The organism is Okeania sp. SIO3I5 (assembly GCF_010672085.1).
GTDB lineage: Bacteria > Cyanobacteriota > Cyanobacteriia > Cyanobacteriales > Microcoleaceae > Trichodesmium.
This window is the reverse complement of sequence record NZ_JAAHHT010000016.1, coordinates 40811-65515: the sequence shown is the minus strand read 5'-3', so window position 1 is coordinate 65515 and position 24705 is coordinate 40811. Positions and strand designations below refer to the sequence as shown.

Sequence of the window (24705 nt, the reverse complement as noted above, 5' to 3'; positions counted from 1 at the left end):
TCCATACTTTTGTTGCTAAATTAAGCTAAAAGTAAGGATTTTCTGATTAAGATTTTCCCAACTCCAAAGCCAATAGTTTGGAACTGGTATTCTTGACCTCACGATCCAGATTTTCTACTTCAATGAATGCTAGTTAGGCCAATATTTGTCTAAGCCTCTCTGCATCATCTCCACAGGTATTTTTACCACGATGTGCTTCACCGCAGGTATTTCTTGTTTGTCTGATTTTACAATAATTTAATCATCTCAACACTAAATTTATTTAGTGCTAATATTCTGAACAATATTAATATCAATTTATCAAGCAATGACAAGGGTTTTAGCTATAGAAACAAGTTGTGATGAAACATCTGTGGCAATTGTTAAGAATCGTCAAGTTTTAAGTAATATTGTAAAGTCACAAATTAATATCCATAGCTTTTATGGAGGTGTAGTTCCAGAAGTAGCTTCACGACAACATTTAGAAACAATTAATCAGGCGATCGCCCAAGCTTTGATAGAAGCAGATTTAGATTGGCCAAATATTGATGGTATAGCAGCTACTTGTGCCCCTGGTTTAGTTGGCGCTCTATTAGTGGGCCTAACAGCAGCAAAAACTCTAGCCATTGTCCATAACAAACCATTTGTGGGAGTCCATCATTTAGAAGGTCATATTTATGCAACTTATCTGAGTCAACCAGAATTAAAACCACCTTTTTTGTGCTTACTGGTTTCTGGAGGCCATACAAGTTTGATTTATGTCAAAGACTGTGGAGAATATGAAACTTTAGGCCAAACAAGAGATGATGCAGCAGGAGAAGCTTTTGATAAAGTAGCTAGATTATTAAAGCTTAGTTATCCGGGAGGTCCAATAATTGATAAATTAGCAGCAGAAGGCAATAAATTAGCCTTTGCTCTTCCTGAAGGGAAAATTTCTTTGCCAGGAGGAGGTTATCATCCTTATGATTTTAGTTTCAGTGGACTAAAAACAGCCGTATTAAGATTAGTTCAGAAATTAGAAAAAGAGGGTAGTGAATTATTATCTGAATCTTCAGTAACCAGGGACATTGCAGCCAGCTTTCAAGAAACCGTAGCAAAGGGACTAACAAAAAGAGCGATCGCCTGTGCCTTAGATTATGGCCTAAATACAATTGCTATTGGTGGAGGTGTAGCAGCTAATAGTGGTTTACGATGGCACTTAAGTAGAGCAGCAGAAAGTCATAATTTGCAGGTACTATTTCCGCCACTCAAATTATGTACAGATAATGCAGCCATGATTGGTTGTGCAGCAGTTGACCATCTGAGTCGAGGCCATATTTCATCTCTTAACTTAGGAGCTAGTTCTCGAATGGGTATTCAAGATGTGATGGAATTATACAAATTTCCTTTAGTTTAAAAGTCGGGAAAAATATATCAATTTCTATTACAAAAAATCAGGTCTAAAGCCTCCCCTTTCAAGGAGAAAAAAATTCCTTTTAACCAATCCTTCTATTACAGAAACTGATAACTGATAACTGATAACTGATAACTGAAATGACCCATACTTTTACTTAACTTTTTCAAACTATAGCCAAGAAAGAATTTGCTCTTGACAATTACTGATGATGAATCTCAGATTAGGAAATGTTTTTCCAACTGTTCCCTATTCCCTGTTCCCTACTATAGACTGCTATATTAGTAATGAAAATTAGAAATGCCGAAGCCAAAGACTTAGCTGTAATTGTAGAAATTTATAATGCTTCAATTCCTAGTCGTATTGCTACTGGAGATTTGGAACTTATATCGGTTGATAGTCGTATTTCTTGGTATCAAGAACACTCACGAGATAGTCGTCCTATTTTAGTTGTAGAAATAGATAATAAAGTTATAGGATGGCTAAGTTTTCAGTCTTTTTATGGTAGGCCAGCCTACAAAGCTACTGTAGAAATAAGTATATATGTTGCTCCTGAATATAAAGGTCAAGGCATAGGAAAAAAATTACTTTCAGAGGCAATTGATCGTAGTCCTCAGTTAGGAATTAAGACTTTGCTCGGCTTTATTTTTGCTCATAATATTCCTAGCTTAAGTTTATTTGATAAATTTGGTTTTCAACGTTGGGGTTATTTACCAAAAGTAGCTGATTTAGATGGTACTAAGCAAGATTTAGTAATTGTAGGGCTTCATATTAATGAAGAAAAATAAATGAAGGAAACTAATAAACAATTCCTCTTTTATTAAAGTGGTTTTATATAGGGCTATTTCCTTCTAATTTCTGACTTTTTGTGCCAACCAGGAACATAAGCCTTTTCAAGGATTGAAGTTTATATCAACCAATCTCTAAAAGCTAGTAAAATTGTCACTTTATTCTAAAACGAAATAGCCCTTTTATAAATGGCTAGGGTTTGCTGAAAAAGTATGCATGAGTGAGAGTAAGAGTTTTGACATCCTCCCGACGCGGCGATTGCGAGACAGCGCGGGATTCCCATCCATCACTCGAACAGACTGTAGGGGCGAGCAAGCGAATCGCCCCTACTCGAATGACTCAGGGCGGGTTGACACATCACTGAAAAATGCTGGCTTGCCAGTAGCCAAGCTTCCTCCGTGTCCGATAAAAATCGACCGTTGACCCTTCCCTCCGGGACGCTACGCGAACGGCGACTTCATTGAAAAGTGATAGTAGGACCGGCGTTTCTACTACTTTTTCTTCAAATATTTCAACCTTGGTTTTTAGTTGAATTACATTCAGAATATTTACAGCAGCATTAACATCTCTATCATGGAATGTACCGCAATTCAAACAAGTCCATTCCCTGACATTTAGTTCTTTTTTGCCTCCTTTAAAACCACAATTAGAACAATGGATGTGAAGTAGGCTCCCATCTAGAAACAGTTCTAAATTCTTTACCATATTTCTCGCATTTGGCAGAAGCGACGTTTCGCGAAACGTCGGTACAAGTTCTAAATTGTCTCCATCCTAAATCACTAATTGCTTTAGCTAATTTCCGGTTTTTAACCAACCCAGAAATATTAAAATCTTCTACCACAATTGTGTCATATTTTTTGACTAAATCAGTTGATAACTTGTGCAAAAAATCTGTGCGAATGTCTTTAACTTTTGTGGTAGTCCTGCTGAGGAATGGCGAAGATACATAAGTTTTGTAATTTCTTCCCACACGAACCAACTTCCCAGACTTCCCAGACTTCCCACACGAACCAACTTCCCAGACTTCCCACACGAACCAACTTCCCAGACTTCCCACACCTCCCACACCTCCCACACTCTCTCTACCATTCCTCAGCACCACCACCACTTTTGTGTGTAGTTTGGCAATTCTTTTCCTGGCTTTTTCACGGCGCTTACTGCCTATCTCTGTTTTCCCAAATTGACGCTGGAATTTAGCTAACTTTTTCAGGTTTTGTTTGAGAGGTTTTGGAGTATTAATTTTCTCTCCATTGCTCAAAGTTACAAAAGTCGAAATGCCTAAATCAATTCCTGTTGAGCTGTTAGTTTTAAGCAATGGTTCAGGGTTTATTTCTACTACAAAACTAGCAAAGTAACGATTGGCTGAATCTTTGATTATTGTTAGAGAACTAGGCTCGCTAGACAAATCTCGCTTACCAAACAATTTTAATTTTGCCTACCTTTGGTAGATAGATTTTATCTTGAGCAATTTTGTAATTGCCTCCAACAAATCTTGCAGATTGTCTAGATTTTCTGGATTTGAATTTCGGAGGTTTAACCTTAATTCCTTTACCTTTAACCTTGCAACTATTAAAGAAATTTTTGTAGGGGCGAAAGGCCTTTCGCCCCTACGGTCTAAATCTTTGAGAGACTGTTGTAATGGAGTAGATGCAACTTCTTTTAACCAAACTAATTTTTGCGGATGCTTGAGTTATGAATTGTAAAGTTCAAGTCCACATAGCCTGGTTTCTTTTGGCCGTTAGAATATAGTTGGTTACAATGTGCTAATGTGCTATTCCAAACATATCTACAACAACCAAATAGTTGATTTAATGAATGTTATTTAGATCTGATTTGGATAGATACGGTACTTGTATCTGGACTTCAATGTTTTGGGCCTGTTACTAATATTAAGTGACTTTATTTTAGGATGGGTTGGCATTCATCCCGGCGTTCCCCTACGGGAGAGCGCGGGTATAAAAGCCAACATTAGATAAATCAGGAGTCAGGAGTTAAGGGTTAGGGGAATTATATAGGAGGTCATTTCAGTTATCAGTTATCAGTACCTCAAGCGTGAACCATTGGGATTGAAATAATGAACCAAATATTTTTTTTCCCTTAAAAGGGGAAGCTTTAGACCTGATTTTTTGGTAAATTGAATAATTGTCCTTTGGGTAGCCTTGTAGATGTAGTGATATTTATGAGTAAAATCCTTTCAAAGTAAGGGATAAAAATGCAAAAATTACTACTTGTACACGACTACCGTCCTTTTATTTTTTTCACCCTTATCTGCTAAAAATGCTAATTTTTTGCAGCTCTAGGGACTGAAAAGCTCGTACTTTTTTCGCTCTCAAAAAGCTAAATCATTCACAGATATAGCCATAAGATTTAAGTTGTGAGATATTGGATATTTTTAGGGAACAGGGAACATAGAAGAAGAAAAAAAATATATATCAATAAGATAACTACTATAACAATCCTCCGCATATTCGTGTCACAAATCTTGCTACTTTTTGGTATGGAGCTTTGGGGGCAATGGGCAATGGGTAAGAGTTTAGGAGTTTATTTCTACTTTTTGATTACCCGCAACATAAGCGCGGATTACTATATATTCTCTACTTTTAAAGAACACCTCAATTTTCACATCTGATTCCTGATTGCTATAAAGCTTTAAGAGTTAATCAGTAAAGTCCTAACTAGCTCTGATATATGACTCTCATACTGGCAATAGATATTTAACAATGTTTTGATACTTAAAGTTGATTTTCAAGTAGATAATTAGAGCTATAGCAATCCTAAATTTCTTGTAATATTCTATCGTAGGGGTTTGGTTTGCAAATCCCTTTTTCGCTTCAGTTTGCTCTCCAAACCTCTACAGTTTTTTTTGATAAATCATTTAGGATGCCACTAACTAATACAAGATTTATTTATTCAAGAGACTTTGAATATGGGTAGCCACAATATCGGTTTTTTCTAAGATAGATAAATGACCACATTCAGGAATTTCTAGGACATTTTTACAGTCGCCTTGAAACATCCAGTGAAAACTAGCTAAATGTCGTACATATTTAGGCTCCATGATTGTATCTTTTGCTCCGGCAATAAAGTAAACAGGTTGTTTTAATTCTGATACTACTTGTGGGAGTCGATTAACCTCTGATTCTGTAGTAGAGTATAATAACGATCCAAGAGCAGCTTCATAAGATGCTGCCACGAAGTCGAATAATAGTTGTTGTCCCCATTTACGAGAGAGGGGAGTAGCCACTTGAGTCCCAGTATATATTTGTTCAATAAAAGGTAAATAAGGTAACCAACTAGGGCGAAATTTAATTATTTGTGTCCCTGCATATCTAAATCGCTCAAATTCTTCCTTGAGATAAACCCCACCACCAGAGTTAATACAGACTACTGCTTTGATAATGTCGGGAATTTTATCAGCTCCGAATAAGGCAATAGTCCCTCCCAGAGAATGGCCTATTAGCCAGGCACTAGATATATTGAGTTTCTGTAATAGTATTGCTAGGTCTTCAACATAATCAGTTGGACTATAGCTAGAGATTGATTTTTGTTGGGTTGAATAGATTTGAGAATCACCGAATCCCCGCAAGTCGTAAGATAAACACTGGTAATCTACTGATAGTCTTTGTATCAAAGGTTGCCAGTAGTGACGACTTAAAAGCCAGCCATGTATAAATACAAGTACATGAGGAGATTGAGTGGGGTTAGTCAATTCATAGGCGTGTGAGACCCCTCGAATATCTATAGTTGGCATATTTTTATTTTAAGTAGGACTTGCTGAAAAAGTCTTATGGGTGAGGGTAGGAGTCGTAGGGGAGATTTCCTGCGGAATCCTGCGCAAACGCGAATCGCCCCTACAGAAGAAATGGGAATTTGTTCATTAATGGATAATTGTGGATAATTGATAATTACCTCTCCCTAAAAGGGAGAGGATTGAGCAAGAAGGAAAAAATTTATTATTTTCCGCTTTTCAGGGGAGAATAATAAAGGTGAATAATTAATAATTAATAATTATTCGGTAAGATTCATTAATGAATAATTAGGTTTTGCTGAATAAAGTTGCACTTTTTTTCGCTCCTTAAAGCCTAAAATTTTGATCTGTCAATGTTTAGATTTAATCACCAGAGTAATAATTACCTTTGGTAAAAACCGAGAGGATTGAATCAAGTATGGAAATCTCCTCGCACTTTTTTCTCATTAATAAGGAGAGGCTAAAAACCTCTGGGGATTAATTATTAATTATTAATTATTAATTATTAATTAATTTAGTACCTTTGGTAAAAACCGAGAGGATTGAATCAAGTATGGAAATCTCCTCGCACTTTTTTCTCATTAATAAGGAGAGGCTAAAAACCTCTGGGGATTAATTATTAATTATTAATTATTAATTATTAATTAATTTAGTACCTTTGGTAAAAACCGAGAGGATTGAATCAAGTATGGAAATCTCCTCGCACTTTTTTCTCCTTAATAAGGAGAGGCTAAAAACCTCTGGGGATTAATTATTAATTATTAATTATTAATTAATTTAGTACCTTTGGTAAAAACCTAGAGGATTGAATCAAGTATGGAAATCTCCTCGCACTTTTTTCTCATTAATAAGGAGAGGCTAAAAACCTCTGGGGATTAATTATTAATTATTAATTATTAATTATTAATTAATTTAGTACCTTTCTCCCATCAATCTTTGTCGCACACCTTCAGCAATTTTCTGGCCTAGGTATTCTGGAATCAAACTTTCATTTGGCCCCAGGAGATAAAGAATGAGGCGAGTTCGTCCACGCCAAACTAACAAATTGGCATTAACTACCAACAAATCTTCCTGCCAGATAGCATACATAACTTTGTAGAATAGACCTGGTTGATTATCGGCCTCAATTAATAGTGCTGGTAGATGAAATACAGGATCGACATAAAATTCTGTTTCTACCTCCTCTAAACCACTATCTAGATTAAATTCTACTGCCAACATTTCTTCCACCTCGAAGTGGCCTGCTAGTGATTCACGGATGGCGCGACAAACATTTTCCGAGGTTTTCTCTGTTAATGCTTTGCCCCCCCGAGATATTACTAATTTGATAAAGACCAACATCGGTGGGTAAATTTGTCCATAAAGACTAAGACTATGAATAGTTAGTCCATAAGCAGCTAATACTCCAAAAATATCACTGAGTAAGAACGATTGATTTCGGTAGGTAAAGTGCAGGGCACTTTTGTTGCTTTCTGGTTTTAGCTCTATTACAGCTTGTTTGCTTTTATAGAGTTGATATGCTAGTTTCAAATTTTGCAGTTGAATATCACTACTGACAAATTGTTCATAAAACTGTGGAAACGCTCGGTTGAAGCGCTTTAGCAGTTCTAATGTCGATGATTTTAAACCCGGAGCCATAATCGAAGAGAGGGAACGGGATATATACTATCTAATAATGTCATCCAACTTCTACTAACTTAACCACACCTGCATGGGTTTCTGGAAAAATTTGTTTACCGGTTCTGAGCCAACATCTCAGTCTCAAAATTTAGATTATGAAAGATACACAACTATTGGGGGACAAGATGCTTCTTCTCAAGCTGTTAGTTCACCTAATAGAGGTAATGGACGTATCTTTTTTAGTACCGATCGAGATATAGATATCTATGAACTCGAAGATCTTTGCAATGCTGTTGGTTGGTCTCGTCGTCCATTGCGTAAAGTAAAAAAGGCCATTCAACATAGTTTTCTTGTGGTCTCCATGTGGCAAATGCGAGGTAGTCAGCGAAGACTGATTGGTTTTGCTAGAGCGACATCTGACCATGCTTTTAATGCCACTCTTTGGGATGTAGTTGTTCATCCTGACTTCCAAAGCAAAGGTTTGGGAAAGGCATTGATGAATTACATCATCAAAAAACTTCGTAGTGAGGATATCAGCAACATTACCTTATTTGCAGACCCTCATGTTGTTGATTTTTACCGAAATTTAGGTTTTATCTCTGACCCAGAGGGAATTAAAGGAATGTTCTGGTATCCAGATTAGCTGTTTTTGACTTGATTGGATATGCTTAACTGAGTCATATTATATTGGGTAAGAGTCGGATTTAGCTAAACTGCTAGTCTACTAGGTAAGGTCTATCTAGATAATTGATTTTAATTAATCATTAATTATTAAATAATTTTGGTTGAAAGCTTCTCTTTTTCAGGAGAAAAAAAAGAAAAATTTTTCCTTTTTGTTAATCCTCCTTCTTTTTTAGGAGAGGTAATTGTTAGTTGTTAATTCCTGAACGAAAAAATTGCTCTCAAGCTTCCCTCTAAAAATAGGACTAATGATTGTTCTAATAGAATATTTACCAGAAAATTTGGTTTAAAGCTTCGCCCTTCTAGGGCGACTTTTTGATTAAACCCCGCCTGATCTAGGGAAGTATTTATAAATAGGCTATGGTATTGTTGTTGCGGGTAGGCAGTCCAAGATATTAAACGGATGTCCAGGGAAAGATTAAACTGCCGTCAAGGTAGTAGCACCCAATGAAACGTCAACCTACCGAAGAGCTACGGATCAGTATGAATTTCCGTGCCTAACCGCTGGATAGGATGTCAAAAAACAATAATTTTTTGCAGTCTTTGCAAAAATTGATTATCATTTAAATCAAGTTAATCTTTCCATAATTAAGGATTCGCTACTGTTACTTGCTAAAGCTTAAAAACATAAACTATCCTAGACAAATATCCACACAATGTCTATATTTTGTCGGCATTAATCTGTGTTATTATTACATAATGCTAAGACCAGAGGATTTTAGCAAAAATTCTGGAGTGTAAAACACTCGACTTTTCATGTCTGACGAAAAGCCGCCTAGGGAATCCTCACTCAAGGTAATTGAGCGGAACATTAACCTTCTTTGCCAGTAGACTTATGGACAGGTGAGTCGGAAAATCGCTCAACATCACCGATGAAGAGCGTGTCTAGGATTGTCTAGATTTTTAGAAGGTGCCAGATTGAGTAAATCAATAACTATGAATCCTAATGGCATAGGTCAAAATTTCTCAAATTTTTGGGGAAAAGTCCCTAAAGAATTATTTATAGACGATCTTATGGTCGCTCTACTTAACTCTTACTGATTGCTTGTTTAGAAATTTTTTCAAATTTTCTTGCACAAATTTGAAAATTGAGCTATAGTATATTTAGTTCAACCGGGATGTAGCGCAGCTTGGTAGCGCGCCTGCTTTGGGAGCAGGATGTCGCAGGTTCAAATCCTGTCATCCCGATATATAAACTGATAAATTACTCTGGGGTTGAAAAAAATATGTACTTCATATACTTCTACCTAAACTAGAATGGACATAGACTTCAATCTTATGAGTGATTTTTCATACAAGGATTAAAATTGCCCAAAAATCAGGTCTAAAGCTTCCCCTTTTTAGGGGATGAAAAAGCGGTCAAGGGATGGCTAGTGGCGCGTCAAGCTTAAAAATGTGGGTGAAAAAAACCTAACCCCCTAATCCCCTTCCCTGCTAGCGTTAGGGGGAATTTCTCCCCTCTCAAAAGCAGGAGAGGGGGAGGGGCAGGGGGGAGAGGAGAGGTCTTCCCTCGTTGCTCCATCCTAATCCACAATTTAAGGCTTGACACCACTAGGTTTTCTAACAAGATCCAATCTCCTATTGAGAAAATCAATTTCCTTATTTCAATCCCAATGGTTCACTTGGAGGTACTAAGTGATAACTGAAATTACCGTGGGTATCAAATTTCCACTGGAAATCTAGGTAGAAGATTTTTCCAGTTCCTCTGGCTCCATAATAGTCTGAAAAGCCCAAAATTTTACGTGTAGTGTCCACAATTGCTAGGGTTAAATCTCAATTCAATTGAACCTCAAATCTCAAACCTCAAATCTCAAACCTACAACTTTCCTCAAAACCAAGAGAAGCAAAGCTATCTGAGGCCTAAAAATTTAACAAACTCCACAAAAATGCTTTTCCGTAATGGTGTGATTTAGTAAACATCTTCAGTTTAGCAATACCCTCAAAGATTAAGCTAAGTTATTTCAGAAAATATTTAATATGTTCTCAGGTGCAGTAAATAAAATATCTGTGTTATACTACACTAACGTTATAATTAATTGTTTACCCATAAACCATTAATCATATTCCTAATTATTTTTAGGTGATTAAGGCTTTTTTAGCTATTGCCAAAGAATATAAATAAATTTGCCAACAACAGATAAAGATTGTTACAGTTATTTGTTGCCAACTAATTTTTCTGGAAATATGAAATTATCCGTCACTTAGATGCGGAGTGGTTCGCCGAAGATAGACTTAAGTATCAAAGGACGAGCTAGTAACAAATTGAGTAAATCAATCAATTTGTGGTAGGGTACTTCTCAAAAACTATTTACTCTTGTCTCCCGGAGTCGCATTTTAATGTGTCACAATAAAAATGCACTCAGAAGTATAAAACGTAGGGAAATAGGGCTTTCTGTTCTTAAGACACGCGAGTTAAGATGGTATATCGGGATTACTCAAAGGAAAGTCCACACAATACTGTGATGTTGCTGCAGGAGTATGTCACTAAAGTATTAAATATACTATAGATTACTGTTATTTGAGGATAATAATTTTTTGAGAGTTATTTAATAACTATATAAAATTAATTACACATCCTGCCAATCCTATCTTGTATGAGAACTTGCTTACGAAATTAGGAAATTTATTTTTCTGACGACTTATTAATGAATAACAAAGCAATTGTATTTTATAATTAATGATAATTTTGGTTTTGGTTAAATAATTTATGAGTTTCATGGTTTAAATTTGAAGAGAAAGCATAATTTTACTGAGATTAACAAATTAACATTTAGATAAATGTTTTCAATAGTGTAAAAAGATTCATAATTTAATTATTGTATCTATAAATTTGTATAGAAAACAAATTAAATTATGTTGATTAGTAGCATATTGGAGGATAAACTTATTTTTTTGGCTTTGATTTTGCTTTGTCGTTATTTAATGTTTAGAGTTTTTTTTAATTCCAATATTTTAATATAACAGGAGAATTTATGAAATCGTTAATTCGCTTAAGTGCAGTGTTAGGAATAGTGGCCAGCAGTTTAATTGGACCTTCCCTGAAAGATATGTCTGCATTAGCACTGCCTGAGGAGGAAATTGTACGGAAGTTAATTGAAGTACCCGTATTTACAATTACCGATCAAAACGGTTCTCCTATTGTACTTTCGGTTAAAAAAGAAGGTAATGAAACTAATTTTTCTTTGCTGACAGTTTTTATGAGTAAGAGCGATGCAGATGCTTTTGTGAACAACAAATTAAAAGGAGAAAATCCTGATATGGCTGCTAAGGCTCAGGTTGTCCCTATTCCTCTAGGTAAAGTTTATGAAATGAGCCAATCTACACAACCGGATGGCCATAAATTAGTATTTGATCTTTTTCCAATTAAAAGACAGGTTGAATCGGCTAAGGCTTTACTTCAGCAGGATGGTCAGGATGTTAAACAGTTTAATGGGGTACCTTTGTTTATAGCTAGTGGGGGTCCGGATAATCAATATTTGTCGATGCAGCGTGGGGAAGAGAAATTTTTTCCTATGTTTTTTAATAAGGAAGATTTGCAAGGAATGTTAGATCGGGCTAAAGCTCAACAACCTGATTTTGCTTCTTCTGTGAAGATTGAGGTTGTGAGTCTTGAGCGTGTAATTAATGCCTTGAAAAATGATAATGAAAATGATCCTTTCTTGGAAAAAATTATTTTTATTCCTCCACGGGAGTCTGTGGAGTTTTTACAACAGTTAAGACAATCTCTTCAATAATTAATAATTAATTATTAATTATTAATTATTACCTCTTCTTATAAAAAAGAGGATTGGCTAAAAGGAATTTTTTTCTTTCTCTTGGTCAATTGGATATGGCGTTTTTGCTGGGGCAAAGCTTTGCGCTAGTAAAACGACTGCTTTTTATCAATGTAATTGAGAGGTTTTATACCTTAATTTTTCGGTAATTCTGGTAATCAATAAGTAAGTTGAGATTCTAAGTGATTGGTTGATGGATTTTCCCTCTAAGTGCTTCGTTTCAGGTCTGGAACTTTGGCGATGGTATTGTCAAACTAAGGCTGATGCTTTGAGGGAAGATATATCTGTTGCTGAGGTTGATTTGTTGTTACAGGAGTTTACTGGACTGGATAGATTAACATTGCGTCTGGAGTCTTTTAAGGATTGGCCTAATGTTTCAATGAGTCTTTCTTTAGTTGAGTTGGATGGTCTTTGGCGCCGACGTTTGGAGGATAGGGTTCCGCTTCAATATTTAACTGGGGTTACTTATTGGCGGAATTTTTCTTTGGAGGTGGGTTCTGGGGTTTTGATTCCTAGGCCGGAAACGGAGTGTTTAATTGATCTGGTTGTAGATGCTACTAATGCTGTTTCGGAGCTTGGACAAGGAATTTGGGTGGATTTGGGAACTGGTAGTGGGGCGATCGCTTGTGGTTTAGCTGGTGTATTGACAGATGCTTCGATTTATGCTGTTGATTGTAGTCTAGAAGCTTTGGCTATTGCTAGACAGAATGCTATTAGGTTAGGTTTTGCTCATAGAATTAGTTTTTATGAGGGTTCTTGGTGGGAACCGCTGGAGCATTTGCGGGGTAGGGTGAGTGGGATGGTGGCCAATCCTCCTTATATTCCTAGTGGTATGATTTCTACTTTGCAAGTAGAGGTTAGGAAGCATGAGCCTCGTTCGGCCCTTGATGGCGGTGTTGATGGTCTAGATTGTATTAGGTTTTTAATTGAAAGGGCTCCACTATATTTGGTTTCTGGTGGTGTTTGGTTGGTGGAGATGATGGATGGGCAAGGGGAGATGGTTGCTGAAATGTTGGAAGATAATGGAGCTTATTGTCGGGTTGAGGTTTTTCGGGATTTTGAGGGTGTTAATAGGTTTGCTATGGCTTATTTGAAGTAGGGAAAATCAATTCAAAATTCAAAATTATTAATTCAAAATTATAACCTTTGCCTGTTTGTTCCGCATCAGCAGGAAAGTCAGAGACTTGAAATAAGGAAGGAAAATATTTTTGATTTTTTTGTTCTAAAGAACGAGGCTTGAATCTTTAGACTTCTTGCAGAAGTCAGGGAATAGGGAATAGGGAATAGGGAATAGGGAATGAAATTGTTGATTTCAGCTCTTGAATTGATTTCATTTTTGATTTTTGGAGATGTCTATTAATTAAACAATTATTGAAATTAAGGAATGAACCAAAATTTTTGAACGTGTGAATGCGCGAATTTTGAATTCCAAAAATGGTCATTTTTTTAAGGTTCAAAAAATTTTCATAGAGTCTTATTGTCGAATAAGTTGAAAATATCATTTTCTTAAGCTCCCCAGGTTGGAGATTTTTTGTGTCAGAAGTGCTAGAATTGCCTCAAATTTTCAAAAAATTAAAAAATGAAAAATGAAAGAAATATATTTAGTGTCTATTGAGATTTTATATTTAAGATTTAAGGAGCGGTTTCTGCTAAAACTACTAGCTTTCTTGCTGATATTGTAGCAGCACTAGCAGCTCGACCTGACAAAGCCGATTGAATTTTTCAATTAGGGGCGCAGTTAAAATAAACTTTTGATTTTAATGGGGAGTAAGTGGTAGAAATAATTTAACAGGACTTACGCAGAGACACTATATATAGCGGCTTATGGGGTTCAAAAACTATAACGTTATAAATATGTAGTGTTTAGAATTCAAAAATGCGTAAGTCCTGTTTAATTTGAACCAAAAATCATTTTCTTAAGCTCCCCAGTTTGGAGGTTTTTTGTCTCAGAGATCCTGGAATTGCCTCAAATTTTCAAAAAATTAAAAAATGAAAAATGAAATAAATAAGTTTGCTGTTTATTGAGATTCTATATTTAAGGAGCGGTTTCTGCTAAAACTACTAGCTTTCTTGCTGATATTGTAGCAGCACTGGCAGCTCGACCTGACAGAGGAGATTGAATTTTTCAATCAGGGGCGCAGTTAAAATAAACCTTTGATTTGAATTGGGAGTAAGTGGTAAAAATAATTTAATTTGAAGCTCAAATCATTTTCTTAAGCTCCCTGGATTAGAAGTTTTTTGTGTTAGAGATGCTGGAATTGCCTCTAAATTTTCAAAAAATTAAAAAATGAAAAATAAAAGAAATAAGTTTGATGTCTATTGAGATTCTATATCGAAGGAGCGATTTCTGTTAAAAATACTAGCTTTCTTGTTGATATTGTAGCAGCACTGGCAGCTCGACCTGACAGAGGAGATTGAATTTTTCCACAGAAGGACTCAAGATCGACTTTTGATTTTAATGGGGAGTAAGTGGTAAAAATAATTTAATTTGAAGCTCAAATCATTTTCTTAAGCTCCCTGGATTAGAGGTTTTTTGTGTTAGAGATGCTGGAATTGCCTCTAAATTTTCAAAAAATTAAAAAATGAAAAATAAAATAAATAAGTTTGATGTCTATTGAGATTTTATATCGAAGGAGCGATTTCTGTTAAAAATACTAGCTTTCTTGTTGATATTGTAGCAGCACTGGCAGCTCGGCCTGACAGAGGAGATTGAATTTTTCAATCAGGGGCGCAGTTAAAATAAACCTTTGATTTTAATGGGGAGTAAGTGGTGGAAATAATTTAATTTGAAGCTCAAATCATTTTCTTAAGCTCCCCAGGTTGGAGGTTTTTTGTGCCAGAGATGGTGGAATTACCTTAAATTTTTAAAAAAATTAAAAAATGAAAAATAAATAATGAATTTAGTATCTATTGATATTTTAGTTGAGGGGGCAATATCTGGTAGTTTGGTAAGCTTTCCTACTGATACTGTACCAGCATTAGCTGCTCGACCTGACAAAGCCGATTTAATTTTTCAAGCGAAGGATCGTAGTCAAGATAAACCATTAATTTTAATGGGGGCAACTGCTGAATCTTTGTGGCCTTATGTTTGTGGGAGTGATGAAGAGTTACAATTATGGCAAGGGGTGGCTAAAAAGTATTGGCCTGGGCAGTTAACTTTGGTGTTACCTGCTGCGGAAAGAGTGCCCAGGGTAATGAATCCTGTTAATCCAACTACAATTGGACTTAGGATTCCTAATTGCGATATTGCTAGGGAGATAATGGCTAAAACAGGGCCTTTAGCTACTACGAGTGCTAATTTATCAGGCCAGCCGGCTTTGAAGCAGATGGCTGAAATTAATGCTCAATTTCCAGATGTTTTGGTTCTTTCATTGTCCCAAAGTCAGGAAATGATGTTAACTTCTGGGGTTCCTTCAACTGTTGCTAAGTGGAATGGAATTGATGGTTGGGAAATCTTGCGTCAGGGAGCAGTAAAGTTAAAATTTTAAGGTACTGTTAAAAAATTTAGTATTTTTAGTGGAATGGCTGGGAACGATTTTATCTTTTTGGTATTAGGATTTGGATTTGGGTTAATAGCTAGTAAATTATGGTCTAGGCAAGAAAGTCAGAATTTATCAACGCCTTCTGTGGAGTCATCTCCTGAAGAATCTAATTCTGATTCTGAGCAGCTTGAGAATATTTTAGAGCAACTGAAACATACTCAACTAGCATATCAGATGGCTTCTGAAATGAGTAAATTTAAGGCTGGTTTTTTGGCTCGAACTGCTCATGAGTTGCGATCGCCGATTAATAGTATGATTGGTGGATTACAGTTAGTTATTTCTGATTTAGCTGATGATCCGGAGGAGGAACGTGAGTTTGTGAACCAAGCTTATAATTCTGCTTTGAAAACTTTGGGGTTAATGGATGAGATTATTTATGTGGCTAAAACGGAACATGGTACTGAGGCAGTAAAGATCGAGTCGCTGCAACTGACTGAAGTGTTTGAGGCGGTGGAAAATTTAACTTATATGCAAGCTGCTAATCGTAGTATTCGTTTGCAGATATCACCTCCTGCAGAAGATGTTTATGTTTTGGCGGATGAATCTCGTCTGAAGCAGGTTTTGGTGAGTTTGATTGATACGGCGATCGCGCAAATGAAGGAAGGTAGTGTGAATGTTTCTGTTCATCCTGCATGGGAATCTGGTTATGTTCATATTTGGATTGATGATCAACGTCCTGTTAGTGCGTGGAGTGAGTCTTGGGATTTACTCAAGCATAATATTGAGGAGAAAGCTGAAAAAAACATGACTGTTGATTTCCAGCTTTCTCCTGGTATGAGGTTGTTAATGAATCAAAATTTGTTAGGAATGATGAATGGACGTTTGGAGGTGCTAGCGACTCCTTCTGATGGTGAGGAGTCTAATTTTAATCGGACTCAATGTTCGATTCCGATTTGTAGAGATGATGCTGATAGCGCTACGCGCAAGTCAGAAGTTATCTCTGATTGAGTTTTGGGTGATCAAATGCTGCACAAACAACATTTAGCAATGTCCGCACCCTTTGCTGCGACTGCTATAATAGTTAAGTTTATCTGGCAAGTAGTGATGGTTGATTTCTAGTTGTTAGTTCGATTTCTCCTTCTATGGGTTGATTGTGCAATATCATTGTTGTGGTTTGATTGTGTTCAAATCCGATGCGTTTGTAGAAGTTTTGTTGATGGGTTGTCATTAGGTAAATTCTTTCTACATGGCACATTCGTGGATTACTTAAAATTGTTTCAACTAATTTTCGTCCTAGTCCTCCTCCTTGATAGTTTGGGTGAATTACTATATCCCAAATTGTACCTCTGTATACGCAGTCTGATGTGGCGCGGCCAAAACCTATCATTGTTTTGTGATCCCAGACACTGACGACTGGGTTACTGTTGGCAATGGCTATTTCTAGGTCTTCTATTTTTCGATTTTTTGCCCAGATAGCTGCTGAATTAAATAATGCTACGAGTTGAGGAATGTCTACTTTTGAATGACCTTCGCAGAATTGGATATGACGGTAATCTCTGGTAGTGTTTTTCATCTTTTTTAACCAGCTCTCTATAGTTATTTACTCAATCAATTCTTTTGATTTTTGTCAATTTTTGTTTGGATTGAATATTGCTTGGGGCTAAGTTTTATCTAGATTTAAACATTATTGTATGCTGAAAAATAGATAAAATTAATAAATGATTTTGATTTTTTTTGAGTTTATTCTAGTGTGGATTATTTAATTGACCTCCTTGTTTTCAAGGTTAGTAACACATAGCTTTTATTGCTTAACTATTTTGTATAGTATCATTCTTTTTTCTGATAATCAATATGTTTTTTATATGTTTTTTTGTGAAAATTTTATGAGAATTAAACTAACTTGTAATTATATTATGTTGTAAAGTATTAAGTTTTTGTGTAATTATTTACGATTTTTAAGCCAATATTAATTACAATATCCGCCATTATTGTTAGGATGTTCTCAAACTTATTCTTATATCATCAGTAATTAGGGTTTGCTGAAAAAGTCTTTTTGTAGGGGTAAGAGTCAGGAGTCAGGAGTCAGGAGTCAGGATAAATGGGAATGAGCGAGGAAGTAGGAGTAAGAATTGTCAGAGTGATTTTTCGGCCTTTGTCAGCCAAAATACTGACTTTTTTAGCATTTTCAACTGAAAACCAGGCACTTTTTTCGGCACTAAAAAACCTCAAACCTTTATATATCAATACTTTTATAATTAATCAGCAAGCCCTAATTACACAAACCAACCAATAAACGCAGTTTATTGCGCCGATCTTTATTTGTTCAAGCTAGGAAATTTCGTTCATAAACCCGGTTTCTGTATAAGTCCCGATCATGTTCGGATCATCAAAGTGTAAGTGTTCAACCGAACATGATATTATTCGCGCTTTCGCCACTTCTGACTTCTAACTTTTGACTTCTGACTTGATTATATTTGGACTTGGTGTTCAGTAGGAAAAACTGTCCTACAAGAAAATACAAAGATAGTGGGAATGTTCCATACTGGTAGAGTATTTTAAATTTATTTAAAAGTATAGGAACTATGAATTTTTGTAGTGATAATGTGAGTCAGGTGTGCCCAGAAATTATGGCTGCTCTGATCGCTGCCAATGAAGGCGCTATGATGCCTTATGGTGCCGATGAATACACTCAACGTTTGTCAGCTAAATTTTCATCAATTTTTGAAACTCCTGTGACAGTTTTCCCAGTTGCTACTGGTTCTGCTGCTAATGCTCTAGCTTTATCAGCGATCGCTCCTGGTTATGGAGCTATTTATTGTCATGCTGAATCTCATATTAATGTGGATGAATGTGGTGCGCCTGAATTTTATACAGGTGGTGCGAAGTTGGTAACATTAAATGGTACAGATTCTCAAATTCATCCTTCTGAGTTGAGCAAAACACTAGAAAACGCGGGTGCAGGTATAGTACATCATGTTCAACCTGCGGCAGTTAGTATTACTCAAGCAACGGAAGCAGGAACAGTATATTTGCCTGAAGAGATCGGTGAGATTGCTAAAATTACTCATGCTCATAATCTATATCTGCATATAGATGGGGCGCGTTTTGCTAATGCTGTTGTGAGCTTAGACTGTGCGCCGGCAGATATAACTTGGCGAGCGGGGGTAGATATACTGTGTTTTGGTGCAACTAAAAATGGGGGGATGGCAGCAGAAGCGGTAATCTTTTTTAATCAAGATTTGGCAAAAACATTTGCTTATCGTCGCAAACGTAGTGGTCATTTATTCTCGAAGCTGCGATATTTGTCTGCTCAGTTGGAGGCTTATATTACTGATGATTTATGGCTCAAAAATGCTACTCGTGCTAATCAAATGGCAACTAAGTTAGCCCAAGGTTTGGTAGAGTTTCCTTTGGTAAAGTTGTGTCATCCTGTGGAAGCGAATGAAATTTTTGTAGAACTTCCTGAGTCTGTGGTTAATGGTTTGAGAGCTGATGGTTTTCAGTTTTATGTTTGGCAGGAGGGGACTTTGCCGATAATTAGACTTGTGACTGCTTTTAATACCAGAGATGAAGATGTTGATGCTTTTTTGAAAAGTGTTAAACGTATAGCGCTACGCGCTAGGGAATAGGGAATAGGGAATAGGGAATAGTAAACTGTCAAAGGATTTAAGGATTTAGAAATGTCCGCGCCCTTTGCTTCGACTGCTATAATTCTAAAGAGGGAACAGGGAACACTTAACTGGGGGGAGTAATATAGAATCCGGGTAATTAGTTATCGTATTACTGAGGAGTAAGGAGTAATGAGTAATGAGTAAGGAGTAAGGAGTAAGGAGTAATATCAAATCCGGTTGAATACAAGAGTGTATTGTTGGGGGAGATGGGGAGATGGGGAGATGGGGAAATTGAATAATGAACATATACTATATAACCGGATTCTATATAATTGATAATTTATGGATAAGAATTGATTTTATTTTTCATTTTTGGAGAAGTCTAATGGAATAGAAACTGGAAAGTCTGTTAAGTTTAGTGTGTCATCTCCAGTAAAATATAACTTAAGTCACTATATTTTGTTAAGCAAATATAATATGAGTAAAGTTCTAGCTATTTTAGGGGAATTAAGCGATCGTGACATTGATTGGATGATTGCCAATGGTAGTAAAAAAAAAATTACTGCTAATACTATATTAATTAATGAAGGACAACCAATTGATGCCCTTTATATTCTGCTGGAGGGGACAATGAAAGCTTATGTATCTGGGGTTAAGGCTCAAGAAATAGGAATTATTGCTGCTGGTGAAGTTTTGGGAGAGATGTCTTTTGTAGATGGTCGTTTACCATCTGCTACTGTAGAAGCGATAGATGATACATTGGTTTTGTCAATTTCTAAGGAAAAGTTAAATGAAAAACTAGAGCAGGATGTATTATTTTCTCTCAGATTTTATCGAGCAGTTACTAAGTTTTTATCGACTAGATTACGCGGTACTGTTACACATTTTAGCGATCGCTCAGAGGTGCTATATCCAGATAGTCTGGAGAATAATAATGTTGAGACAGAAATAGACAATAATGCTTTAGCTAAGTCTAGATCTGAAACATTAATGCTGCGTCTTAAGGGTTAGGTCTCCAAAACCCTACAATATTGGGAGGAGGGGGAGGAGGGGGAAGAAATTACAAAACTTATGTATCTTCGCCATTACGCGAGCAGGACTACCCAATATTGAATTGTAAGGATACTAAGGGATTTGATATAATATCAAATCCGCTTGCTTCGGAGGGGCGAAGAGCGTTTGGGGAGCATGACCTAGGAAATCGCCCGAATCGCCAGTACATAAAAAACCGGGTTTGTGGGAGGTTAATGTTAGTATTGTCGGGCATTTGAGACTTTCCCCGGTAATGAAGCTCTTTTATACCGATACTACCGGATTTGATATAACTTGAAACTAAAAATCTGAAGATGTTGCAATTTGATGAGAGTGAAAATCAAGATAAGTTCGATCGCTTAATTATGAGTCATTGTCTAGAACTTGCCCGACGTCCTTTGGGAAAGACTGCCCCTAATCCTTTGGTGGGTTGTGCGATCGCTAAAAATGGCCAAATTATGGGTGAGGGATTTCATCCTGGTGCTGGTCATCCTCATGCCGAAGTTTTTGCTCTGAGAGAGGCGGGGGAAAAAGCTAGAGGAGCTACTGCTTATGTTAGTTTAGAACCATGTAATCATTATGGAAGGACGCCACCTTGTACGGAAGCTTTAATTGCAGCAGGTGTAGCAAGGGTGGTAATTGGAATGATCGATCCTAATCCTCTGGTTGCAGGTAGTGGTGTGGCAAAGTTGCGGGATGCTGGTATTGAAGTGGTGGTGGGAGTATTAGAGGCGGAGTGTCGCCAACTGAATGAAGCTTTTATTCACCGAATGCTTTACCATCGTCCTTTTGGAATTTTGAAATATGCGATGACTCTTGATGGCAAAATTGCTACTACTACAGGTCATAGTGCATGGGTGACTTCTCAGTCAGCGCGGAGTGAAGTGCATCAGTTACGGGTTGCTTGTGATGCTGTGATTATTGGGGGTAATACGGTTCGGCGAGATAATCCTTTTTTGACGAGTCGCAGGGAGCGAGATGATAATCCTTTGCGGGTGGTTATGAGTCGCAGTTTAGATTTGCCTACAGAGGCTAATTTATGGGATGTTGGTGAGGCTAAAACTTTGGTATTTACAGAAATAGATTCTAATCGAGAATTTCAGGAATATTTGAGGCAAAAAGGGGTGGAAGTGATGGAAACTTCGACTTTAACTCCAGGGGTGGTAATGGGTAATTTGTACGATCGCGGATTTCTCTCTGTACTTTGGGAGTGTGGGGGGACTTTAGCTGCGGAGGCGATCGCTGATGGTGCAGTGCAAAAAATTTGGGCTTTTATTGCTCCGAAAATTATTGGTGGGGAAGCAGCACCTTCACCTGTGGGGGATTTAAGATTAACTAAAATGACGGAGGCTTTTAAGTTAGAAAATGTTAGTATGCGTACTGTTGGTTGTGATTATTTATTAGAAGGTTATTTGGAATCAGTAGTCAATAGTCAATAGTCAGTAGTTAGTAGTTGTAGGGGCGATTCGCGTTTGCGGAGCATGACAAACGAAAATCGCCCCTACAGGAGTCGTATGGGAATAGCTTCAATACCATTTCTTAGTTCATAATATCATGTTCGGATAATCACTTACAGCGGTTTTCATTTCAGTAGACCACAGTAGGGACGTTCCATGGAACGTCCCTACTCGGTTTTGGTTGTGACAGTGTGGTTCATCAATTTGAAAAGCGCTGTATAAAAAAATCTTTTCCCTTCTAACCTTTTCTTTCCTTCTGCCTCCTGCCTTCTGCCTTCTGCCTTCTGCCTTCTAAATGCTGACTTTTGACTAAAATTAACCAACAACTTTTAAAAAAATCGATCTTTACCACCGATCCCAAGGAAGTCTGTGTAAGAATGCTTATTAGTTTTGCCCACTTAGTTAAGAATTATAAAGCAACCATAAATTATGGAAGGACTTTATCAATATGCCTGGTTAATTCCAGTATTACCCCTAGTCGGAGCAATGGTAGTTGGCTTAGGGCTAATTTCCTATAGTCAAGCCACCAGTAGTTTGCGACAAAAAGCAGCTATATTTATTCTCTCCCTGATCGGAACTGCAATGGTTCTCTCCTTTGGGTTGCTCTGGAGTCAAATAAATGGCCATGAAACCTATGTCCAAATGTTTGAGTGGGCAGCAGCAGGTGACTTTAGGCTCAGTATGGGCTACACCATAGATCATCTGACTGCCCTAATGTTAGTCATCGTCACCACAGTTGCCTTCTTGGTAATGGTCTACACTGATGGCTACATGGCTCACGACCCTGGATATGTACGCTTTTATGCCTACTTGAGCTTGTTTAGCTCCTCAATGTTAGGTCTAGTAGTCTCTCCAAACCTAGTTCAAGTTTATGTCTTTTGGGAACTGGTAGGTGTCTCTTCCTACCTACTAATTGGTTTCTGGTACGACCGTAAAGCAGCAGCCGATGCTTGTCAAAAAGCTTTTGTTACCAACCGCGTCGGTGACTTTGGTTTGCTACTGGGAATGCTCGGAATTTACTGGGCCACAGGTAGCTTTGAATTTGAAGTCATGGGCGTTCGCTTGGAGCAGCTCGTAGAAACAGGCGCTCTGAGCGTTGGTTTAGCCACCCTTTTCGGTGTCTTAGTTTTCTTAGGACCAGCAGCCAAATCGGCCCAATTCCCACTACACGTTTGGTTGCCAGACGCAATGGAAGGCCCGACGCCAATTTCAGCCCTAATCCATGCAGCAACAATGGTAGCTGCTGGCGTCTTCCTGATTGCCAGGATGTACCCAGTATTTGAACATCTGCCAGTGGTAATGAATATTATCGCCTGGACAGGAGGCTTTACAGCTTTTCTGGGGGCAACGATCGCTATTACTCAAAACGACATTAAAAAAGGTTTGGCTTATTCAACCATTTCCCAGTTGGGTTACATGGTAATGGCAATGGGTGTTGGTGCTTATAGCGCCGGACTATTTCACCTAATGACTCATGCTTATTTCAAAGCCATGCTGTTCTTGTGTTCTGGTTCAGTAATTCATGGTATGGAGGCGGTGGTTGGCCATAACCCAATTATCGCTCAGGATATGCGGTTAATGGGCGGACTGCGGAAATATATGCCTATTACCTCTACTTGTTTTTTAATTGGTACTCTGGCAATTTGCGGTATTCCTCCTTTTGCTGGTTTTTGGTCAAAGGACGAAATTCTTGGCAGTGCATTTGGAGCTAACCCCGCTTTGTGGTTTATCGGTTGGGCGACTGCTGGTATGACTGCTTTTTATATGTTCCGGATGTATTTCTCAACTTTTGAGGGTGAGTTCCGGGGTAACGACAACGAAATTAAACAGCAATTATTAGCTGCAGCTGGAACTGCAACTGCTACTCCTGCTGTAGCTTTTGGTCCTGGTGCAATGGACCCGCAGGAACTAGAGCATGGCCATGATGACCATAGCCACGATGACCATAGCCACGATGACCATCATCATAGTCATTCTCCCCATGAGTCTCCTATAACCATGACTTTACCATTGATGACTTTGGCAATTCCTTCGATGATTATTGGTTTATTGGGAACGCCTTTTGCTAATTATTTTGAACAATTTATTTATGCCCCTGGGGAATCTTTGGCAGAGGTATTAGAGGGGTTAGCAGAGTTTGATTTGACAGAATTTTTAATTATGGCAGGTAACTCTGTGGGTATTGCTTTGATTGGTATTACCTTTGCTTCGCTGATGTACTTGAGCCGTAAAATTGACCCTGGTGCGATCGCGGAAAAAATCAAACCTCTCTACAACTTTTCTCTAAACAAGTGGTATCTAGATGACATCAATGACAAACTATTTGTTCAAGGTAGTCGTCGTCTAGCACGCCAAGTTTTGGAAGTAGATTACAAAGTAGTTGATGGAGCTGTTAACTTAACAGGTTTTATTACTTTGTTGAGCGGGGAAGGTTTGAAATATTTAGAGAATGGTCGCGCTCAGTTCTATGCCCTAATTGTATTTGTGGCAGTTTTAGGCTTCGTTGTTTTCTCTGGAGTTTAGTTCAGTTATCAGTTATCAGTTATCAGTTATCAGACGTTCTTTTAGTGGTATTTAGTAGCGTTGGTACAATTCAATATCGTAGGGGTTTGGTCTCCAAACCCATACCCTACGAATGAGTTTTTGCCAATACTCCAAAGTAAACGAATTTGATATAACTTCTGACTGATAGCTGATTATAACAAACTAAGATAATCAAACTAAATTCAAAAGGAATAGGAACAAAAGAAGTCATACTAAAGTTTTCCTCATTACTAAATAATTAATAATTAATACAGCAATTCCCAAAGTTACGAGATACATTGACGATCCCCCTAAATCCCCCTTAAAAAGGGGGACTTTAAAGGCTCCCCCCTTTTTAAGGGGGGCAGGGGGGGATCTAAAACTGTACTTCATACATTAAAGAACTGCTATAGCGTTTTTCAGTCTGGTGAGATACATTTACGATCCCCCTAAATCCCCCTTAAAAAGGGGGACTTTAAAGGCTCCCCCCTTTTCTAAGAGGGACTTTAAAGACTCCCCCCTTTTTAAGGGGGGCAGGGTGGGATCTAAAACTGTACCTCATACATTAAAGAACTGCTGTAATTAATAATTAATAATTAAATAATTCAGGTTAAAAT

At 37.4% G+C, this 24705-nt stretch carries 17 protein-coding genes, 1 tRNA gene and 1 pseudogene; 13 read left to right on the top strand and 6 right to left on the bottom strand.

Translation table 11 applies throughout. The features are described 5' to 3' along the window. Nucleotides 1–307 precede the first annotated feature (307 nt). Both tsaD and F6K40_RS05480 read left to right on the top strand, forming a co-directional pair. The gene (tsaD, locus tag F6K40_RS05485; RefSeq protein ID WP_293132492.1) at nucleotides 308–1375 is read left to right on the top strand and encodes a tRNA (adenosine(37)-N6)-threonylcarbamoyltransferase complex transferase subunit TsaD; all 1068 of its coding nucleotides are present in this window, start codon (nucleotides 308–310) and stop codon (nucleotides 1373–1375) included. Nucleotides 1376–1659: 284 nt separating this feature from the next. Next, on the top strand, nucleotides 1660–2160 hold the full coding sequence (locus F6K40_RS05480) for a GNAT family N-acetyltransferase (protein ID WP_293132489.1): 501 nt from the start codon (nucleotides 1660–1662) through the stop codon (nucleotides 2158–2160). A gap of 358 nt (nucleotides 2161–2518) precedes the next feature. Here the strand turns inward: F6K40_RS05480 and F6K40_RS05475 are convergent, their stop codons facing one another. The 5 genes and pseudogenes from F6K40_RS05475 to F6K40_RS05460 form a co-directional block, all read right to left on the bottom strand. Continuing rightward, nucleotides 2519–2866: a zinc ribbon domain-containing protein gene (locus tag F6K40_RS05475; RefSeq protein WP_293132486.1), complete on the bottom strand. Its 348-nt coding sequence runs from the start codon at nucleotides 2864–2866 to the stop codon at nucleotides 2519–2521. Beyond that, a complete protein-coding gene (locus F6K40_RS05470) occupies nucleotides 2808–3584 on the bottom strand; it encodes an RNA-guided endonuclease InsQ/TnpB family protein (RefSeq protein ID WP_293132483.1) in 777 nt (258 codons plus the stop codon). The genes F6K40_RS05475 and F6K40_RS05470 overlap by 59 nt, the downstream gene beginning before the upstream one ends. A gap of 245 nt (nucleotides 3585–3829) precedes the next feature. Beyond that, nucleotides 3830–3937, bottom strand: a pseudogene (locus F6K40_RS40655) (hypothetical protein); the annotation flags it as partial. Between the two features lie 1126 nt (nucleotides 3938–5063). After that, nucleotides 5064–5912, bottom strand: a complete 849-nt coding sequence (locus tag F6K40_RS05465) for an alpha/beta fold hydrolase (RefSeq protein ID WP_293132480.1) — start codon at nucleotides 5910–5912, stop codon at nucleotides 5064–5066. 909 nt (nucleotides 5913–6821) lie between these two features. Next, on the bottom strand, nucleotides 6822–7547 hold the full coding sequence (locus tag F6K40_RS05460) for a hypothetical protein (RefSeq protein ID WP_293132478.1): 726 nt from the start codon (nucleotides 7545–7547) through the stop codon (nucleotides 6822–6824). A 73-nt stretch (nucleotides 7548–7620) separates the two neighbouring features. Between F6K40_RS05460 and F6K40_RS05455 the strand changes: the two genes are divergently transcribed. The 6 genes from F6K40_RS05455 to F6K40_RS05430 all read left to right on the top strand — a co-directional run bounded on the left by F6K40_RS05455 (nucleotide 7621) and on the right by F6K40_RS05430 (nucleotide 16473). Next, nucleotides 7621–8172 carry a GNAT family N-acetyltransferase gene (locus F6K40_RS05455; protein WP_293132476.1) on the top strand — a complete coding sequence of 184 codons (552 nt, stop codon included), beginning with the start codon at nucleotides 7621–7623 and terminating at the stop codon, nucleotides 8170–8172. Nucleotides 8173–9324: 1152 nt separating this feature from the next. After that, nucleotides 9325–9398: transfer RNA gene (locus F6K40_RS05450), tRNA-Pro, on the top strand. A gap of 1784 nt (nucleotides 9399–11182) precedes the next feature. Continuing rightward, nucleotides 11183–11944, top strand: coding sequence for a Tic22 family protein (locus tag F6K40_RS05445; protein WP_293132474.1), 762 nt, complete (start codon nucleotides 11183–11185; stop codon nucleotides 11942–11944). Between the two features lie 232 nt (nucleotides 11945–12176). Further along, complete coding sequence (gene prmC, locus F6K40_RS05440; RefSeq protein WP_293132472.1) at nucleotides 12177–13082, top strand: peptide chain release factor N(5)-glutamine methyltransferase; 906 nt, start codon at nucleotides 12177–12179, stop codon at nucleotides 13080–13082. Nucleotides 13083–14877: 1795 nt separating this feature from the next. Then, nucleotides 14878–15471 carry an L-threonylcarbamoyladenylate synthase gene (locus F6K40_RS05435; RefSeq protein ID WP_293132469.1) on the top strand — a complete coding sequence of 198 codons (594 nt, stop codon included), beginning with the start codon at nucleotides 14878–14880 and terminating at the stop codon, nucleotides 15469–15471. A gap of 33 nt (nucleotides 15472–15504) precedes the next feature. Beyond that, the gene (locus F6K40_RS05430; protein WP_293132466.1) at nucleotides 15505–16473 is read left to right on the top strand and encodes a sensor histidine kinase; all 969 of its coding nucleotides are present in this window, start codon (nucleotides 15505–15507) and stop codon (nucleotides 16471–16473) included. Between the two features lie 79 nt (nucleotides 16474–16552). Here the strand turns inward: F6K40_RS05430 and F6K40_RS05425 are convergent, their stop codons facing one another. Further along, nucleotides 16553–17038, bottom strand: a complete 486-nt coding sequence (locus F6K40_RS05425; RefSeq protein WP_293132463.1) for a GNAT family N-acetyltransferase — start codon at nucleotides 17036–17038, stop codon at nucleotides 16553–16555. 531 nt (nucleotides 17039–17569) lie between these two features. Here F6K40_RS05425 and F6K40_RS05420 point away from each other — a divergent pair. From F6K40_RS05420 to F6K40_RS05400, 5 genes are all read left to right on the top strand, one after another. Then, complete coding sequence (locus F6K40_RS05420; protein ID WP_293132460.1) at nucleotides 17570–17758, top strand: hypothetical protein; 189 nt, start codon at nucleotides 17570–17572, stop codon at nucleotides 17756–17758. 289 nt (nucleotides 17759–18047) lie between these two features. Continuing rightward, nucleotides 18048–19094 carry a threonine aldolase family protein gene (locus tag F6K40_RS05415; RefSeq protein ID WP_293132457.1) on the top strand — a complete coding sequence of 349 codons (1047 nt, stop codon included), beginning with the start codon at nucleotides 18048–18050 and terminating at the stop codon, nucleotides 19092–19094. Between the two features lie 459 nt (nucleotides 19095–19553). After that, nucleotides 19554–20087 carry a cyclic nucleotide-binding domain-containing protein gene (locus F6K40_RS05410; RefSeq protein ID WP_293132454.1) on the top strand — a complete coding sequence of 178 codons (534 nt, stop codon included), beginning with the start codon at nucleotides 19554–19556 and terminating at the stop codon, nucleotides 20085–20087. A gap of 335 nt (nucleotides 20088–20422) precedes the next feature. Further along, complete coding sequence (gene ribD / locus F6K40_RS05405; protein ID WP_293132451.1) at nucleotides 20423–21547, top strand: bifunctional diaminohydroxyphosphoribosylaminopyrimidine deaminase/5-amino-6-(5-phosphoribosylamino)uracil reductase RibD; 1125 nt, start codon at nucleotides 20423–20425, stop codon at nucleotides 21545–21547. Between the two features lie 447 nt (nucleotides 21548–21994). Beyond that, nucleotides 21995–24088 carry an NAD(P)H-quinone oxidoreductase subunit 5 gene (locus F6K40_RS05400; RefSeq protein ID WP_293132448.1) on the top strand — a complete coding sequence of 698 codons (2094 nt, stop codon included), beginning with the start codon at nucleotides 21995–21997 and terminating at the stop codon, nucleotides 24086–24088. Nucleotides 24089–24705: the final 617 nt, after the last annotated feature.

Bases quoted from the DNA above. Each gene is read 5' to 3' on its own strand.
- tsaD (WP_293132492.1), top strand. From the start codon at position 308: ATGACAAGGGTTTTAGCTATAGAAACAAGTTGTGATGAAACATCTGTG.
- F6K40_RS05480 (WP_293132489.1), top strand. From the start codon at position 1,660: ATGAAAATTAGAAATGCCGAAGCCAAAGACTTAGCTGTAATTGTAGAA.
- F6K40_RS05475 (WP_293132486.1), bottom strand. From the start codon at position 2,866: ATGGTAAAGAATTTAGAACTGTTTCTAGATGGGAGCCTACTTCACATC.
- F6K40_RS05465 (WP_293132480.1), bottom strand. From the start codon at position 5,912: ATGCCAACTATAGATATTCGAGGGGTCTCACACGCCTATGAATTGACT.
- F6K40_RS05460 (WP_293132478.1), bottom strand. From the start codon at position 7,547: ATGGCTCCGGGTTTAAAATCATCGACATTAGAACTGCTAAAGCGCTTC.
- F6K40_RS05455 (WP_293132476.1), top strand. From the start codon at position 7,621: ATGGGTTTCTGGAAAAATTTGTTTACCGGTTCTGAGCCAACATCTCAG.
- F6K40_RS05445 (WP_293132474.1), top strand. From the start codon at position 11,183: ATGAAATCGTTAATTCGCTTAAGTGCAGTGTTAGGAATAGTGGCCAGC.
- prmC (WP_293132472.1), top strand. From the start codon at position 12,177: ATGGATTTTCCCTCTAAGTGCTTCGTTTCAGGTCTGGAACTTTGGCGA.
- F6K40_RS05435 (WP_293132469.1), top strand. From the start codon at position 14,878: ATGAATTTAGTATCTATTGATATTTTAGTTGAGGGGGCAATATCTGGT.
- F6K40_RS05430 (WP_293132466.1), top strand. From the start codon at position 15,505: ATGGCTGGGAACGATTTTATCTTTTTGGTATTAGGATTTGGATTTGGG.
- F6K40_RS05425 (WP_293132463.1), bottom strand. From the start codon at position 17,038: ATGAAAAACACTACCAGAGATTACCGTCATATCCAATTCTGCGAAGGT.
- F6K40_RS05420 (WP_293132460.1), top strand. From the start codon at position 17,570: ATGAGCGAGGAAGTAGGAGTAAGAATTGTCAGAGTGATTTTTCGGCCT.
- F6K40_RS05415 (WP_293132457.1), top strand. From the start codon at position 18,048: ATGAATTTTTGTAGTGATAATGTGAGTCAGGTGTGCCCAGAAATTATG.
- F6K40_RS05410 (WP_293132454.1), top strand. From the start codon at position 19,554: ATGAGTAAAGTTCTAGCTATTTTAGGGGAATTAAGCGATCGTGACATT.
- ribD (WP_293132451.1), top strand. From the start codon at position 20,423: ATGTTGCAATTTGATGAGAGTGAAAATCAAGATAAGTTCGATCGCTTA.
- F6K40_RS05400 (WP_293132448.1), top strand. From the start codon at position 21,995: ATGGAAGGACTTTATCAATATGCCTGGTTAATTCCAGTATTACCCCTA.